The following is a 15,795-nucleotide window of genomic DNA, read 5'->3' as shown; positions in this document are numbered from 1 at the left end:
GATGTTGGGGGGAAAAAAATGAAAAGTCTAAAAATGAAAATGATGGGGATGCTATTATCTTTTATTTTATTTTTAATGGTAATTACATCGGCACTTTCCTATGCTTTTGCAAAAGAGATAATCATGGGTAAAAGCATTATATTTTTTGTAATAATGATTGCTTTGCTGGCTACGGTATTTGTGGTTAATCTTTTAACGGCTCGTATTATAAAACCAACTATGCTAGCAATGCGTCATGTGAAAAAAATTGCAGATTTAGATATTCGTGAAGATATTCCTGAAGAATTTCTTCAGCGTCAAGATGAGGTTGGGGAATTAGCAGAATCTTTTCAAAGTATTATAGATAATCTTAGAGACTTCATAAAGAATATTGATGGAACCTCTGAACAGGTGACTTTTTCTTCACAGCAGTTAACTGCTACTACGCAGCAATCTGCTACTGCAGCAGAAGAGGTAGCAAACACCATTGAAGAGATGGCAAAAGGCGCAGCGGACCAGGCAAAGGATACGGAACTGGGAGCCATTAAAGTAAGTGAACTGGGGGAGTTAATTGAAAACAATGAGAAATGTTTAAAGACATTAAATTCAACCACCAATGCTGTTATAAAACTAAAGGATGAAGGCCTTGAAACCTTGAAGGAACTTAATGAAAAAACCGAGGAAGTAAACGAAGTAACAGAAAAAATAGGTACAGTGATTGTACATGCAAATCAAAGTGCTAAAAAAATAGAAGGCGCAAGCTCTATGATTTCTAAAATTGCAGAGCAAGTAAATCTACTAGCATTAAATGCAGCGATTGAGGCAGCAAGAGCAGGGGAAGCTGGCAAAGGATTTGCTGTAGTAGCTGAAGAAGTTCGTAAGTTGGCGGAGCAAACAGATGCGTTTACACTAGAGATAAAAACCGTTATACAGGAGCTTATCACTGAAACAGCAGAGGCGGTAATCACAATACAAGAAATATCCAATATAGTAAAGGAACAAACAGTTAGTGTAGATACTACCAATAAAAAATTTGACAATATTTCTTTGACTGCAAATAAATCAAAAAGATTTTTAGAAACTGTAAACGAGTCTCAGCATGCTATGAGCAGGAAAAAAGATGAGATTATTGATATTGTACAGAGTTTATCGGCAAATGCAGAAGAAAATGCAGCTGGGGCCCAACAAATTGCGGCATCAACAGAAGAGCAAACAGCCTCTATGGAGGAAATTGCCAGTGTTAGTGAGACATTGGCAAAAATGGCTGAAGAAATGCACAAAAGTATTTCTAAATTTAAATATTAAAAAACTAAGAGGAATTCACTAATGTGAATTCCTCTTTTTATAATGTATAAGAAAAGATATGGGATTTAGTTCGTCAGTAAGTTACAGGGGGTTTCCATTAGAAAACATGGGGGTGATTTCCTGTTGTTCTGAAACTGACAAAATATTTGAAACATCTAAGATAATAATCATATTATCTTCAGTTTTTCCAATATAGCTTATGAACCTACTATCTAAGCCTAAAAATAAATTTGTGGAGGGTTCAACATCTTTTTCTTCCAAGTTTATAATATCAAAAACCTCATCCACAATAAGACCTACCATAATGTTGTTGATATGCACTACAAGGATCTCGTTATCCTTAGATAAGAAGTCTTCATCAAAAAATCTTTTTCTTAAATTATATAAAGGAAGTACCTTTCCCCTTAAATTGATTAAGCATTCAACAAAATTTGGAGAATTAGGGACCTTCATGATGTTAAAATCCTTTACTTTATTAATGCCATTAACATAGTCAATTTCTACAGCATAATACTGGTTTCCAATTTGAAACACAACGAGTTGCATATTGGGCATATTTTTCACTCCTATTTGCAAATTTCCTGGTTCCGATAATATTTTACTACTTCTCTAAAGCTAAATCATTTAGCTGTTCAGCTAAACTAGTAATTTCTTCAATACTAGCGGTAACCTCCTGTACAGCTGCCGCTTGTTGTTCTGTTACGGTTGTAGTGTCGTTCCCCATTCTAACTGTGTTTCTTACAGACTCCTGTATACGATCAATAAAGTCTTTAATTTTAAATACAGTTTGCTTAGAATCACTGGATAATTTTCGTATTTCCTGTGCTACTACGCCAAAGCCTAGTCCAGCTTCCCCAGCTCTAGCTGCTTCGATAGCAGCATTTAAACCTAATAGTCTTGTCTCATCAGCAATTTCCTTGATAAAGTCTAGTACTTCACTAATCTGTTCTGACATCTTATCCACATTTCTGATTTCTTGATTTAGTTGCGCTTGATTGCTACTGACATCTATAGCAGAGGCTGCCATTTCCTCCATAGTAGCAGATATCTGTGTAAGACTGTCGTTAAGAATGGTTGCTGCACTTTTTAATTTATATTGATGGTACCAAGTTTTCGACATGTTATTGGCTACGATATACAATACATTTGCTGCTGCTTGAATCTCTTCTTTAGATAAAGTAGTAACTTCTCTGACAGCGTTTACATAGCCTTCAGCATCTACACCAATTTCTCCAGCTATTTTTTTGTATTTTTCTTCTTCAGGAGAAGCTGTTAGAACTTGTCCACCTAAAATGGTTCCAATGAGTCTTCCCTCCAACATAATAGGGGCTGCAAAATCTATTAGACCTGCATGACATTCATAGACCACAGGCTTACCCGTTCTGGCAGCTTCTTCTCCTCCTTTTTTATGAGACTCTGCACACCTACGGTCCCCAGCTTCTGTTGAATGGGTAAAGTCCATACAAAATCTTGTATACCTACTAGGATTTGTAATTGGATTTCCTTTTTCATCAACAGTGACACTAGCTAATCCTATGGCTGTTGCGAAATCATCCTGAAATTTTTGGAGAAAATCAATGTCAATAATGTCCCTCAAGTCGATACTTTCTAGATCGATGTTTTCCCTCACTATACTGCTTTTCATAAATTAGCCCCCTTTTAATAAAGAATCATTAAATTTTTAAATTTAAAGCTGATGTCATCATGGAAAATGATAACAGCCACTATGGCCAATAAAAGTTATCATAAACTTCTACAAATGGTAGTACTATAAAAAAATTGTAACGGCTATAGAAAATGTCGATTCATGTAATATTCTATGAAAATCTTAAAACTCCTTTAAAATTTAACTTTAGAAGTGCGCATCTATAGAAATTACTCCGTGATAATTTTAATAAATGCTTTATCAACGCCCCTATCTGATTCCTTGATTTAAAGCTTTAGCTGGAAGAAGTGGCTGCTTAGCGCTTGAATTTTTTAGAGAATAAAGAAGTTTTAAAAATAAAAGAAGCAACATACATATTAATTATATACAATCTATAGATTTATAGGATATAGGAAGAAAGCGTCAAAATATAATCATGAAAGTTCGAAAAAAAGAGGAGGTTTCAAAAAATCATGACACAATTTGAGGATTTAATAAAGAAGGATAGAAATGAAAATAAGAAACATCATTTTCAAGGTACACTTTTAGATTATCTCAGTATATTAAAAGAAAATCCATCTCTATGCGAATTAGCTCACCATAGAATGTATCAACTGATTGTAGAAAAGGGCGTAGAAGTAATTAATACGGAAGAACACCCAAGGCTGAGGAGAATATATGGCAATGATATCATCAAACAATACAATTTCTTTAAAGACGATTTTTTTGGCATTGATAAAACACTGATGAAAATTGTCAATTATTTAAGGGCTGCAGCTATGAGGGGAGAAGAATCTCGTCAAGTTCTCTATTTAGTGGGGCCAGTAGGGGCAGGTAAGTCCTCTATTATGGAGACCTTAAAAAAAGCCCTGGAGATGAGTCCTCCTATCTATGCTATTAAAGATTGTCCTATGCGGGAGGAACCCCTACATCTTATTCCCAAGCATTTAAGAGGAGCATTTGAAGAATTATTGGGTGTAAAAATTGAAGGGGATTTATGTCCAGTTTGCCGCTATAAATTAGTAGAGGAATATAATGGAGAGTTTGAAAAGTTTCCTGTAGAAACTGTAAATTTTAGTATTCGATCTAGAAAAGGTGTTGGTGTGGTACCACCAGTTGATCCAAACAATCAAGATACCTCTGTATTAATAGGTTCAGTAGATATTTCAAAGCTTGACTTATATTCTGAGGATGATCCAAGAGTTTTGTCTTTAAACGGTGCCTTTAATGTAGGGAATCGAGGGATTGTTGAATTTATAGAAGTATTTAAAAATGAAGTAGAATATTTGCATACGATGATTACTGCCACGCAGGAAAAAAGTATTCCATCCCCGGGCAAGGGCTCTATGATTTACTTTGATGGCATAATTTTAGCCCATTCCAACGAGGCAGAATGGAATAAGTTTAAGGCAGATCATACAAATGAAGCTATATTAGATAGGATTGTAAAAATAGAGGTACCTTATTGTCTGGAGTTAAGAGAAGAGATAAAAATATATAAAAAAATATTAAAAAATAGCAAATTCAGTAGTCATATTGCGCCCCACACCATGGAATTGGCATCAATGTTTGCCATATTGACAAGATTAGCACCTTCTTCAAAGGTAGATCCTATCACAAAATTGAAAATATACAATGGAGAAGAGATTATAGAAAAGGGTAGTGCTAAGAAATTGGATATTTTAGAGCTTAGAGAAGAAGCGCAGCGAGAAGGTATGACAGGAATATCTACCAGATTTATTATCAAGGCCCTTGATACAGCTATTGCGCAATCGGAGTATGATTGTATCAATCCTATTACGATTTTAGAAACCCTTATTAAAGCGGTGAAGGAATTAACGCTAGGGGAGGATGAAAAAAAGAGATATCTAAACTTTTTACAGGATACGATAAAAAAGGAATATCATAAGATTTTAGAGAAAGAAGTGACGAAAGCCTTTATTCATGGGTATAAGGAGCAGGCGGAGGATTTATTTAACAACTATTTAGATCATGCTGAAGCCTATGTCAATAATACAAAAATCAAAGATAGGAATACGGGAGAAGAGTTGGAGGCAGATGAAAAGTTTTTGCGATCTATTGAAGAACAGATTGATATTACACAAAGTGCAGCCAAGGGTTTCCGCCAAGATGTTACAGCCTATATGTTTTATGTGATAAGAAAAGGAGGAAAAATTGATTATACCAGTTATGAGCCATTAAGAGAGGCTATTGAGAAAAAGTTAACTTCCTCTGTAAGGGAACTAAGCAGAGTAGTCACCCGCACTAAGGTAAGAGATAAAGAGCAAAAGGAAAAGTATAATGCTATGGTAGAAGAAATGAAACGTAATGGTTATTGTGATCACTGCTGCAATGTCATTCTCAAATATGCTGCCAACAATCTTTGGAAGGACTAGAGGATAATGGGGGTGAAGCTATGACGATATTTAGAGAGTTTGACAGTAGAGGGAGAGATCGTTCAGCAGAAGACCGAAGAAGACATCGACAATTGGTAGAGGAATCTATTAAGAAAAATATAGGAGATATTATTGCCGAGGAAAGTATTATTGGAAAAAGCAAAGATAAAAAAATAAAGATTCCAATAAGAGGTATTAAAGAATATCAATTTATCTATGGAAAAAACAAACCAGGAACTGGTTCTGGTGATGGAAGTGAAAAAAGAGGGGATAAAATAGGCAGCGATGAGATGGAGAAGGGTAAGGGGCAAGAGGGTGAAGCTGGAAATCAAGAAGGTGAAGATATTTATGAAACTGAGGTGACAATCGAAGAATTAATGAACTACTTATTTGAAGACTTAAATTTGCCCTTTCTTGATAAAAAAAAGTTCAATGAATTAGAAAGTAAAAAGAATTTTAAACGTTTGGGCTATCAAAGAAAAGGTATTCCACCACGTCTTGCTAAGAAAAGGTCTATGATAGAAAGGATTAAAAGGGAGAAAGCTTATCAGCGAGGAAAAAGAGAAAATCCAGAAATTTTTCAGCAACAGGAAAAAGAAAGGTTTCCTTTTAAAGAAGACGATCTAAGATACTTTCGACTGAGGGAAGATATAAAGCGAGAAAGCAATGCGGTTGTTATATGTATTATGGACACCTCAGGGTCTATGTATATAGCAAAAAAGTATTTAGCTAGAAGCTTTTATTTTCTTTTATATCAATTTGTTAAATTGAAGTATATTAATATTGATATTGTGTTTATAGCACACTCCACTACTGCTAAGGAAGTTAATGAAGATGAGTTTTTCCACAAAGTAGAAACTGGAGGAACTTATATCAGCAGTGGCTATGAAAAGGCTCTAGAGATTATTGAAAAAAGATACAATCCTGCTGTATGGAATGTATATGCTTTTCATTGCAGTGATGGAGACAACTGGTCCAATGACAACGAAAAAGCAATACAGTTAGCAGGAAAATTATGCGAAGTATGTAATCTTTTTGGTTATGGAGAGATATTACAGGGATATTATAATAGAAACAGTAAAATTTTCAATGAGTTTTCAAAATTGAAGCACAAAAATTTTTCAGCGGTAACAATCTCTAGAAAGGAGGATATCATTCCAGCCCTTAAAGACCTGCTAGATAAGGAAAGAGACGCTGTGGAGTGATTATTTTGCCTATGAGAGAGTATACAATAAAAGAATTAGAAAAGTGGAATAAAAAAATAGAAGAAATTGCAATAAAGGAAGGTTTAGATTATTATCCTCAGGAATTTGAAGTTTGTAGCTATGATGATATGCTTTGTTATGAGGCTTATGTTGGGATGCCAGCCCATTATCCCCATTGGAGTTATGGAAAGGCTTATGAAAAGAGTAAGACGCTTTATTCCTATAACTTAAAAGGTCTGCCCTATGAAATGGTTATCAACTCAAATCCTTGTATTGCTTACCTTATGCGGGATAACACTTTGCTTTTGCAAATTCTTACCATTGCACATGTATATGGCCATAATGACTTCTTTAAAAATAATCGTTTGTTTGTGGAGGGAACGAGGGCTGAGGATGTAGTACAGATGTTTAAAAAGCATGCCGATAGGGTCAGAAGCTACATTCATGATCCCAGTATTGGCTATGAAAAGGTTGAACGTATTTTAGATGCAGCCCATGGTATTAAATTTCAGACTTCGAGAGTAACCGGAGATAAAAAAATATCCGATAAAGAGAAGAAAGAAAAACTTCTTACGAAGTATTACGAGGAAACAAAGATCACTAGTGTATTAGAAGGAAAAAAAGAGGTGCCTTATCCTAATTTAAATAAAATCCCGCTAGAACCTACTGAAGAGATTATGGAGTTTATTATAACCTATGGTAAGTTGGAAGAGTGGGAAAGGGATATCATGCGAATTGTTTTAGAAGAGACAAAATATTTTATACCTCAAATTGAAACAAAAATTATGAACGAAGGATGGGCTAGCTATTGGCATTATAAGATATTGAATCAATTGGAGCTTCCCCAAAACCTGCATATGGAGTTTTTGAGTAGGCATAATCAAGTAGTCAGACCATTTTTAGGAAGTATCAATCCATACTATATGGGATTCAAAATTTTTACCGAAATCGAAAAAAGTTATGGTAAGGAAAAGATATTTGAAGTGCGGAAGATTGAAAGAGATCAATCCTTTATTCGAAGGTATTTGACAGAAGGGCTGTGCAAAGAAATGCACCTCTTTCAGTACAATAAAAAAGAAAAAGATTATATCATTGAAGAAGTTGCAGATGAAACAGGATGGAAAAAGATTAGAAATACCATTGCTAACACAGTAGGTATGGAGGCAATCCCCTGCATCAAAGTGGTAGAAGTATCTCAAAAAGATCATATACTTATACTAAAGCATGATTATGATGGTAGAGAACTAGAACTATCTTATGCCTATGAAACTTTAAAGTATATTACAAGTCTTTGGGGTGGCAAAGTTCAATTGATGACCACGATTAGCAAAACCCCAAAAACAATTTCATGTGATGAAAATAAAAGAGTCAGCATAAGTTCTGCAACAAGTTAAAAAAAAAAGCATCTACTAAGCAATGGGGTTTGTAGGTGCTTTTTAACTATATATAGGTCTTTTTACCTGTCCTACTTGAAATAGGATGCAAGAATAAAATAAACTAATAAGTAGTTAAAAAAATACAAAAGATAAATGTAGTTATTTGAGAGGGAAGGGAAAAATATCATGAAGGATAATCAATATATGTTGGATAACTATAGAATTATAGGAAATAAGTTTAAGGATGAAAATCAATTAGAAAAAGCGCTGCATTTTTATAATAAGGCCTATGAATGTAGAGGTGGTAATGAAGATATCGAGTTACTACTACAAATGGGCCTTATTTATGATGAAATGCAGGACTATGAAGAGGCAAAGAAAAAGTATAAAGAAGTTCTTAACATAAACCCTAAAGAAGCCAGAGGTTACTATAGCTTAGCCATCGCATATGATAATGAAAAAAATTATATGAAGGCAATTAAATTTTATAAGTTGGCCATAGAGTTAGATCCTTATTATGATAGAGCCTACTTTTTTCTAGCAAATGCTTATGATGAAATTGGACAAAAAGATAAGGCGATTCAGTATTATAAAAAGGTGATTGAACTGGATGAAGAGGATTTTTGGGCATATGTTAATTTAGGTTCTATTTATGAAGAAATCCATGAGAATCAATTGGCTTTAGAGATGATGAAGAAAGCCTTAGAGATTGAAGGGGAAAACTATAAAGCATTATTCAATATGGGAGTAATTTTAAAAAAATTGGGAAGGATTGAAGAAGCTATTGCATATTATAAGTTGTCTATTCAACAAAATTCCAAATTCCCTTACAGTTATTTCAATCTAGCAATTATTTATAAAGAACAGAAGAAATATCATGAAGGGATAGAGATATTAAATAAAGCAATTTATACCAACAAAGAGGTGGCAGTATTATATTATAATAGAGCATGTCTGTATGCCCTCATGAATCAACTAGAAAAGGCTATGCGAGATCTTATTCGAGCAACGGAGTTAGATGCTGATTTAGTAGAATATATGAAAAATGATGAAGAACTCGATGCGTTGAGAGAATTGGAAGCATACAAGCTTATGTTTTAAGTACATAAGTGAAAAAAAACTGCCCTTAGATTAGATAACTTCTTGTATATGGCAGAGGCTGTGAAAAAGTTGGTATTTTTAAGGTTAACATAACATTCACAGAAATTTAAAAGTATTGTATGGAAATACAATGCTTACCATATATATTAAGAAGTATGTCGCTGTTAATCTAGAGCAGATTGTTCACAAGTTTTAGTAACAAGATTTAATTTATTATAACATCTTGATTTAAGGAAACAATAAATAAACTCCTAAGAAAGTTAAAGAAAATATAAAGATTTTGTAAAGAAAAAAATTGGTGATGATTACAAGAATTTAACGGAGATTTATAGGGGATTTAAAATAAATACAAAAGAATAACATAAAATAAAAGTATAGAATAAAATAACAGTAGAAAGACGGAAATAACCTGGAGGTGTTCCTATGAAGAGTATTACTTATGGAGAGATCAGCTTTGACAAAGTTTGTGAAAAGATTAAGGAATATACAAGTGAGGACTTGGCGCTAGAGTATGTTATTTCTGTAGGTACGGATTCTCAAAATGTAGATGGCTATACAAAGATGGTTTCTGTTATTGCGTTAGTTCGTAAAAGAAAAGGTGGCATTTTTTTCTATGATATAAAAAAGGTAAAAAAAATTAAGAATTTAAGACAAAAAATTTTAAAAGAAACACAGTACAGCATTGAATTAGCGTCGAATATCATGGATTTTATTAATCAAAATCATATCAAGGCTTCATTAGAAGTACATGTAGACATTGGTACCCATGGGGATACAAAATATCTTATTAAGGAGATTGTAGGGTGGGTCATAGGTTCAGGGTTTAAATGCTGTGTGAAGCCGGATTCCTATACATCTACTGGAATCGCTGATAAAATATCTAAAAAAGGAAGCAAGGTCTGCTAAAAGCACCGGAAACAGACTGAAATAGAATACTTTTTTGATATTGGAATGAAAAACTAGCAATACTGGCAATACTATAGTAATATGGATAAGAAGGTAAATATCACCATAAAATAATCTATAAGGGAGAGGAAAATACATATGAAGAATCCAATCGTTACTTTTACTATGGAAGACGGTAGTCAAATGAAGGCGGAGCTTTACCCCGAAATTGCTCCTAATACTGTAAATAATTTTATTTCTTTAGTTAAAAAAGGATTTTATAATGGTGTAATTTTTCACCGCGTTATTCCGGGCTTCATGATTCAAGGAGGAGATCCTCAAGGCATGGGTATTGGTGGACCAGGATATTCTATTCAAGGAGAGTTTTCTGGAAATGGCTTTAAAAATGACTTGAAACATACCAAGGGCGTACTTTCTATGGCTAGAGCGATGGACCCTAATTCAGCTGGTTCTCAGTTTTTCGTGATGGTGGAAGATGCTCCCCATTTAGATGGACAATATGCTGCATTTGGCAAGGTAATAGAAGGCATAGAAACTGCTGATAAAATTGTATCAGTAAAAAGAAATCATAGTGATAAACCTCTTGAGGATCAGCGGATGAAGGAAGTTACCGTTGAAACCTTCGGTGAAGACTATCCAGAGCCAGATAAATTGGCATAAAATAGATCTTTTTACAACTGAAAGTAGCGGATGTGAAAAAAAATCACCTTACATAAAATACGATGGTTATGCAGGGTGATTTTTAGGTTTTACGGGCACCGGCCTTTGAATGTAGTTGAATTTAAAAATTTTTTAAAGTGTAACTTGTGATTTTAATATATACATGATAATATGATAATAATTAAAGTATAACTTAAAAAATTTTATTAAAAACTTATCGTTAGAGGAGGGAGCAATTGTTTTGTTAGGTTATCGAATTAGAGAGATACGGCATAAAAAAGGTATGACGCTAAATGAGTTAGCTTCTGAGATAGATGTTACTGCCAGTTATATCTCGCAGGTTGAAAGAGATATTATAGAGCCATCTTTATCATCTTTGAGAAAAATCGCTGTTGCCCTAGGGGTACCGTTATTTACTTTCTTACATGACGATACAGTAGATCCTATTGTGGTAAGAGCTTCAGAAAGACGAAAACTTGCATTACCGGAAAGCAGCATTATTTATGAATTTGTTACACCAATGGTGGCTGATCAAAAGGTACAACCGAAGATGGAAATTATCCATTTTCAATTGGCGCCTAAATCTTGGACAAGCGAAGAAAATATTACCCATGAAGCAGATGAATGTATCTTTGTCATTGATGGAGAGTTAGAAATCTATTTAGAAGAAAAGAGATACCATCTACAGGCCGGGGATAGTATATACATCAAAGAAAATATAGGACACAGGTTTTATAATCCAACAAACCAAACAGTTAAAGGATTGACGAATATTGCACCAGCTATTTATTAAATCCTTTCTAACCCTTGTTATTTATATACAAGGGAATTTTTTTATGCGAAAATAACTATATATATGGTGGGCGGATAAAAAATTTTTATTTCCTACTTTTTTAGCAGGTTTAGAATAATTCCTATCGAATATTTAAGATATAAAATAAAATTAAAGGAGCAATGAAAATGAACCATGGAACATTAGATTTAAAAAAACTGGTGATTTATTATTCTTTTGAAGGCAATACAAAATTGATTGCACAAACAATAGCAGATACGGTGCAGGGGGATTTATTACAATTAGTACCGAAAAAAGAAATACAGTCTAAGGGGTTTATGAAATACTTTTGGGGTGGAAGACAGGTTATGATGAAAAAAAAGCCTGAATTATATCCTTTAGATAAAAACCCACAGGATTATGATGTGTTATTTATAGGGACACCGGTTTGGGCATGGAGTTTTGCACCTCCCCTATATACATTTTTTCAAACCACGGAAATTGCTAATAAAAAAGTCGCTTTATTTAGTTGTAATCGTGGACAAAATGGAAAAACCTTTGAAAATATGAAAAAAGAGCTATATAAAAATGACGTCGTAGGTCAAATAGAATTTTTTGATCCTTTAAAAAATAACAGAGAGGAAAATATTAGAAAGGTAGTAGACTGGACAAAGGGTATTATGCAGGCTATATAAATTCTATCAAAGGATGTGTAAGGACTTGGATCAAGAAAATCGGTATTTACCTATCATTGCAGGTATATTTGTAGCAATAATATTTGGTTTTTCTTTTTTATTTACAAAGGAAGCTTTAGATACACTTAATCCTTTTCACCTCTTAGGTTTTAGATTTGCCTTCGCTACAATCACGTTATTATTATTACAGATTATGCAGGTGATTAAGATCAATCTTATAGGAAAAAGAGTGCAGATACTATTATTTCTGGCTTTGTTTCAACCTATATTATATTTTGTATGTGAAACATTAGGTGTGGGCATGACCTCGGCTTCGGAAGCAGGGATGATGATTGCATTGATACCTATTGTTGTTACAGTATTAGCAGCTATCTTTTTAGAGGAAAAACCTACTAAAATGCAGTTGATTTTTATTTGTTTATCAGTAATTGGTGTGATTTTTATTGTTGTGATGACAGGAAACCTCCGTGTAGGTAGCAGCTTTGCTGGCATGTTTATTTTATTAGGGGCTGTTTTGGCAGCTGGGATATTTAATGTACTATCTCGCAAATCTTCTTTGCATTTTAAACCAGTAGAAATTACTTATGTAATGATGTGGGTAGGGGTAATCGTTTTTAACAGTATAGCTATCCTTCAACATATTCGTCAAGGAAATTTAATAAGTTATCTTGAACCATTAAAAAATGCAAAAATATTGCTATCTATTATATACTTAGGGGGGCTGTCTTCTGTTGGAGCTTTCTTTATGCTAAATTTTATGTTATCCAAAGTGGAGGCTTCTAAGGCAGCAGTTTTCACCAATCTAATTACAGTCATTTCTATTATCGCAGGCGTAGTTTTTAGAGGTGAACCCTTCTATTGGTTTCATGGGGTTGGAGCTTTTATGATTTTGTTAGGGGTATGGGGAACGAATTATTTCGAAAAGCAAAAAATTCCCTACGAAATTAGATTTGATACAATAAAGAGGTAGTATGTTAAATGAAATCTCTTTGTCTGCATATATTTATAATAATAAAAATATTTTTAATGTTGGGAAAGATTAGAAGGGATAAGTATAATATTTGTAGAAATATGTAGTAAAATGTAGTAAAATGTAATATTATTACCATTTACTAACTAAAAGCTGGTGACTACTGTGAATATTTTGAAATTTAGGGGTATTAAACAAAAATTTTCTATGATGATCATTATAGGTGTTATTACGTTAACTTTTATTTTTATCACCTTTTATAGCATGTTTACAAAAAACGTAGTGGTTAACATGCTATACGAAAATAACTTAAGTTGTACTGAGGCCTATGCAAATATTGTTGGGTACTGGTTACAAGAACGTATTAATGAAATAGAATTATACGCTGAAAATACAGTGATTAAAACAATGGATCTAGAAAAAATTCAACCCTATTTGCAAAGGGAAATGGAAAAAAAGTCTCATATATATGATGTGTTATTTATAGCAGAGACAAACGGGACTTATCATACCAATGACCTTATTCATGCAGGAAATTTAGCAGATCGGTATTATTTTTCAGAAGTCATGGAGGGTAAAAAAGTTTTTTCAGATGCGTTGGTTTCCCTTGCTACTGGTAAATATGTATCAGTTATCGCAATACCTATTAAAAACTATGAAGGGGAGATCATAGGACTGATGGGAGGCGCCCTAGACTTAACAAAATTATATGAGCTTATAGAGGTTTTAAAAATAGAAAATAGGGGAAAGGTAGAAAGCTATTCTTATATTGTTGATAAAACAGGACAGATTATTACCCACCCAAATAAGGAATATATTTTGCAAGGAAATATAAGCATGCCATCTGCTTGGGGTACTGAAGAAATTGTAGAGGCTGCTGAAAAAATTTTGACACAAGAAAAAGGTCAAGTTATCTATACTTACAACCAGATTAAAAGCCATGCGTATTTTCATAGAATCCCTAATACAAATGGTTGGAAGATTGTTTCAAAGATCCCAGCCTATAGTACAATGCATCCTATGGTGACATTACATACCTTGCTAATCATTACAGGCATTATGGTAGTGATTTTGGGGGTGATTGGAAGCTTGCTTTTTACGAATAAAAACACAAAGCCCATTATTGACTTAAAAGAGGCTTTTGACAGGGCAGCTAAAGGAGATTTAACCGTTCGCGCTGAAACGAAATATCTTGACGAATTAGGGGAAGCAGGTAAAAGTTTTAACCAGATGATGGAAAAAATTAGTTCTCTCACCTACTATGATGCCGTTACTGGCCTTCCCAATAGAAATTACTTGGTAGAAGAATTGACTATGAAGCTTAGACACAAGAAGTCCAGGAAGAAAAAACTTAGTATGGTATTATTTACACTAAGTAAATTTAAAACAATCAATGATATGTACGGTTTTGAAATAGGAGATGAAGTATTAAGAAAAGTAGCCAATAGAATTAAGAAAAAGGTAGGCGCTAATAATAAAGTGGTCCGTATGACAGGAGATGATTTTATTGTACTGTTTTATGAGATGGGGACCAAAAGTAAGATTGTAAAGAAAACAGAGGATTTATTGGAGGATATCAGTAAACCTTTTATGATAAAAGCCCATAGCTTACATATTTATGCTAGCGCTGGTATCGTGTTTTATCCTGAAGATGGTAGAGATGTGGATATGCTGTTGAAAAATGTAAGCGCAGCTAAGCTACGAGCAAAGGCAAAGGGAAGCGGTTATTATCAAGTATATAATAAAAGCATAAGCAGGCAATTATCAGAAGAAATGGTCATAGAGAAATACCTTTATGATGCTACGGCAAATGAAGCCTTTGCCTTAGAATACCAACCTTTCGTAGATATGAAAACAGGGGAAATCGTAGAAACAGAGGCACTGATAAGATGGTACCACCCTGAGAAAGGTTTTATTCCTCCTTCTCAATTTATTCCTTTAGCTGAAAAAACAGGACTAATTATTCCTATTGGAAATTGGGTTTTATGGGAAGCCTGCAGACAAAATAAAGTTTGGCAGGATAAAGGTTATAAACCTATCACAATGTCAATAAACATATCTGCGCTGCAGTTTGCCAGAGAAGATTTTATAGAAGTAGTAAAGGCCACCTTAAAAGAAGTGGGGTTGGCACCTCAATATGTAGCATTGGAAATAACAGAAGGAATTGCTATGGAAAATATAGAAGAGAATATTGTGAAGCTTCGTCAATTAAAGGAATTGGGCGTGAAAATTTCTATTGATGATTTTGGTACGGGATTTTCATCCTTGAGTTATTTTGCTAGATTTCCAATAGATAGTCTTAAGATTGATCGTTCCTTTATACAAAATATTACAAACTCTCGACAATCCCAAACAATCGTAGCCACTATTATTTCCATGGGAAGGGCCTTAGGCATAGAGAATATTGCAGAGGGGGTTGAAACAAAAGAGCAGTTGGCTTTTATTAAAGGCGAAAGCTGTCATAAGGCACAAGGTTATCTCTTTAGCAAACCCATCAACCCTGAAGACTTTGAAAAATTGTTGTCTGAAAATAAAAGATATGAATAAAAATGCAACTGTTGCCCTTCGCAACAGTTGCATTTTTATCCTTCGGGGTATTGCTAAGTTTGAAATTTATCGCTGATTTAGAAGATATTTTGATGAAATACTTGTCAAAAATTACAGATAAGTATATATTAAGTATATGTTTTTTTACAGGAAAAAGCTTGGATAAAATGAAAAGAAGGCAAGTATGGTATAATATAGCTATACGTCTTTAAACTTTATAGAGGTATAGCTATATAGA

Annotated in this window: 13 protein-coding genes; 11 read left to right on the top strand and 2 right to left on the bottom strand. The window is 33.8% G+C overall.

Annotated features, from left to right (window positions below; all coding sequences use genetic code 11):
• The first annotated feature begins 18 nt into the window (after positions 1-18).
• Entirely contained in the window at positions 19-1,284 is a 1,266-nt protein-coding gene (locus BJL90_RS21000; protein ID WP_070972753.1) for a methyl-accepting chemotaxis protein, read from the top strand.
• A gap of 81 nt (positions 1,285-1,365) precedes the next feature.
• Here the strand turns inward: BJL90_RS21000 and BJL90_RS20995 are convergent, their stop codons facing one another.
• A complete protein-coding gene (locus BJL90_RS20995) occupies positions 1,366-1,839 on the bottom strand; it encodes a chemotaxis protein CheW (protein WP_070972751.1) in 474 nt (157 codons plus the stop codon).
• 46 nt (positions 1,840-1,885) lie between these two features.
• Positions 1,886-2,929 (bottom strand): PocR ligand-binding domain-containing protein, encoded by a 1,044-nt coding sequence (locus BJL90_RS20990; protein WP_070972749.1) that lies wholly within the window; start codon positions 2,927-2,929, stop codon positions 1,886-1,888.
• Positions 2,930-3,402: 473 nt separating this feature from the next.
• On the opposite strand from BJL90_RS20990, the gene BJL90_RS20985 reads away from it, so the two are divergent.
• The 10 genes from BJL90_RS20985 (at position 3,403) to BJL90_RS20940 (ending at position 15,557) form a co-directional block, all read left to right on the top strand.
• Positions 3,403-5,325, top strand: coding sequence for a PrkA family serine protein kinase (locus BJL90_RS20985; RefSeq protein WP_070972747.1), 1,923 nt, complete (start codon positions 3,403-3,405; stop codon positions 5,323-5,325).
• A gap of 20 nt (positions 5,326-5,345) precedes the next feature.
• On the top strand, positions 5,346-6,530 hold the full coding sequence (gene yhbH / locus BJL90_RS20980; protein WP_070972745.1) for a sporulation protein YhbH: 1,185 nt from the start codon (positions 5,346-5,348) through the stop codon (positions 6,528-6,530).
• 11 nt (positions 6,531-6,541) lie between these two features.
• Complete coding sequence (locus BJL90_RS20975; protein WP_070973486.1) at positions 6,542-7,924, top strand: SpoVR family protein; 1,383 nt, start codon at positions 6,542-6,544, stop codon at positions 7,922-7,924.
• A gap of 168 nt (positions 7,925-8,092) precedes the next feature.
• Positions 8,093-9,007 (top strand): tetratricopeptide repeat protein, encoded by a 915-nt coding sequence (locus BJL90_RS20970; protein WP_070972743.1) that lies wholly within the window; start codon positions 8,093-8,095, stop codon positions 9,005-9,007.
• A gap of 423 nt (positions 9,008-9,430) precedes the next feature.
• Positions 9,431-9,913, top strand: coding sequence for a ribonuclease H-like YkuK family protein (locus tag BJL90_RS20965; RefSeq protein WP_070972741.1), 483 nt, complete (start codon positions 9,431-9,433; stop codon positions 9,911-9,913).
• A 138-nt stretch (positions 9,914-10,051) separates the two neighbouring features.
• Positions 10,052-10,573 carry a peptidylprolyl isomerase gene (locus BJL90_RS20960; protein ID WP_070972740.1) on the top strand — a complete coding sequence of 174 codons (522 nt, stop codon included), beginning with the start codon at positions 10,052-10,054 and terminating at the stop codon, positions 10,571-10,573.
• Positions 10,574-10,814: 241 nt separating this feature from the next.
• Entirely contained in the window at positions 10,815-11,366 is a 552-nt protein-coding gene (locus tag BJL90_RS20955; RefSeq protein ID WP_070972738.1) for a helix-turn-helix domain-containing protein, read from the top strand.
• 167 nt (positions 11,367-11,533) lie between these two features.
• Entirely contained in the window at positions 11,534-12,040 is a 507-nt protein-coding gene (locus BJL90_RS20950; protein ID WP_070972736.1) for a flavodoxin family protein, read from the top strand.
• A 13-nt stretch (positions 12,041-12,053) separates the two neighbouring features.
• Positions 12,054-13,010 carry a DMT family transporter gene (locus BJL90_RS20945; RefSeq protein WP_205684257.1) on the top strand — a complete coding sequence of 319 codons (957 nt, stop codon included), beginning with the start codon at positions 12,054-12,056 and terminating at the stop codon, positions 13,008-13,010.
• A gap of 210 nt (positions 13,011-13,220) precedes the next feature.
• Positions 13,221-15,557, top strand: a complete 2,337-nt coding sequence (locus tag BJL90_RS20940; RefSeq protein ID WP_169824253.1) for a bifunctional diguanylate cyclase/phosphodiesterase — start codon at positions 13,221-13,223, stop codon at positions 15,555-15,557.
• The last annotated feature ends 238 nt before the right edge of the window (positions 15,558-15,795 follow it).

The sequence above is a fragment of the Clostridium formicaceticum genome (genome assembly GCF_001854185.1).
GTDB classification, from domain to species: Bacteria; Bacillota; Clostridia; order Peptostreptococcales; family Natronincolaceae; genus Andreesenella; species Andreesenella formicacetica.
The sequence above is the reverse complement of the archived record's forward strand: the minus strand, read 5'-3'. Positions and strand labels throughout refer to the sequence as shown.

What these genes read in the sequence shown, in the direction of transcription:
- BJL90_RS20985 (WP_070972747.1), top strand. Translation starts at nt 3,403, where the DNA reads ATGACACAATTTGAGGATTTAATAAAGAAGGATAGAAATGAAAATAAG.
- BJL90_RS20965 (WP_070972741.1), top strand. Translation starts at nt 9,431, where the DNA reads ATGAAGAGTATTACTTATGGAGAGATCAGCTTTGACAAAGTTTGTGAA.
- BJL90_RS21000 (WP_070972753.1), top strand. Translation starts at nt 19, where the DNA reads ATGAAAAGTCTAAAAATGAAAATGATGGGGATGCTATTATCTTTTATT.
- BJL90_RS20950 (WP_070972736.1), top strand. Translation starts at nt 11,534, where the DNA reads ATGAACCATGGAACATTAGATTTAAAAAAACTGGTGATTTATTATTCT.
- BJL90_RS20975 (WP_070973486.1), top strand. Translation starts at nt 6,542, where the DNA reads ATGAGAGAGTATACAATAAAAGAATTAGAAAAGTGGAATAAAAAAATA.
- BJL90_RS20940 (WP_169824253.1), top strand. Translation starts at nt 13,221, where the DNA reads ATGATCATTATAGGTGTTATTACGTTAACTTTTATTTTTATCACCTTT.
- yhbH (WP_070972745.1), top strand. Translation starts at nt 5,346, where the DNA reads ATGACGATATTTAGAGAGTTTGACAGTAGAGGGAGAGATCGTTCAGCA.
- BJL90_RS20945 (WP_205684257.1), top strand. Translation starts at nt 12,054, where the DNA reads ATGTGTAAGGACTTGGATCAAGAAAATCGGTATTTACCTATCATTGCA.
- BJL90_RS20960 (WP_070972740.1), top strand. Translation starts at nt 10,052, where the DNA reads ATGAAGAATCCAATCGTTACTTTTACTATGGAAGACGGTAGTCAAATG.
- BJL90_RS20970 (WP_070972743.1), top strand. Translation starts at nt 8,093, where the DNA reads ATGAAGGATAATCAATATATGTTGGATAACTATAGAATTATAGGAAAT.
- BJL90_RS20995 (WP_070972751.1), bottom strand. Translation starts at nt 1,839, where the DNA reads ATGCCCAATATGCAACTCGTTGTGTTTCAAATTGGAAACCAGTATTAT.
- BJL90_RS20990 (WP_070972749.1), bottom strand. Translation starts at nt 2,929, where the DNA reads ATGAAAAGCAGTATAGTGAGGGAAAACATCGATCTAGAAAGTATCGAC.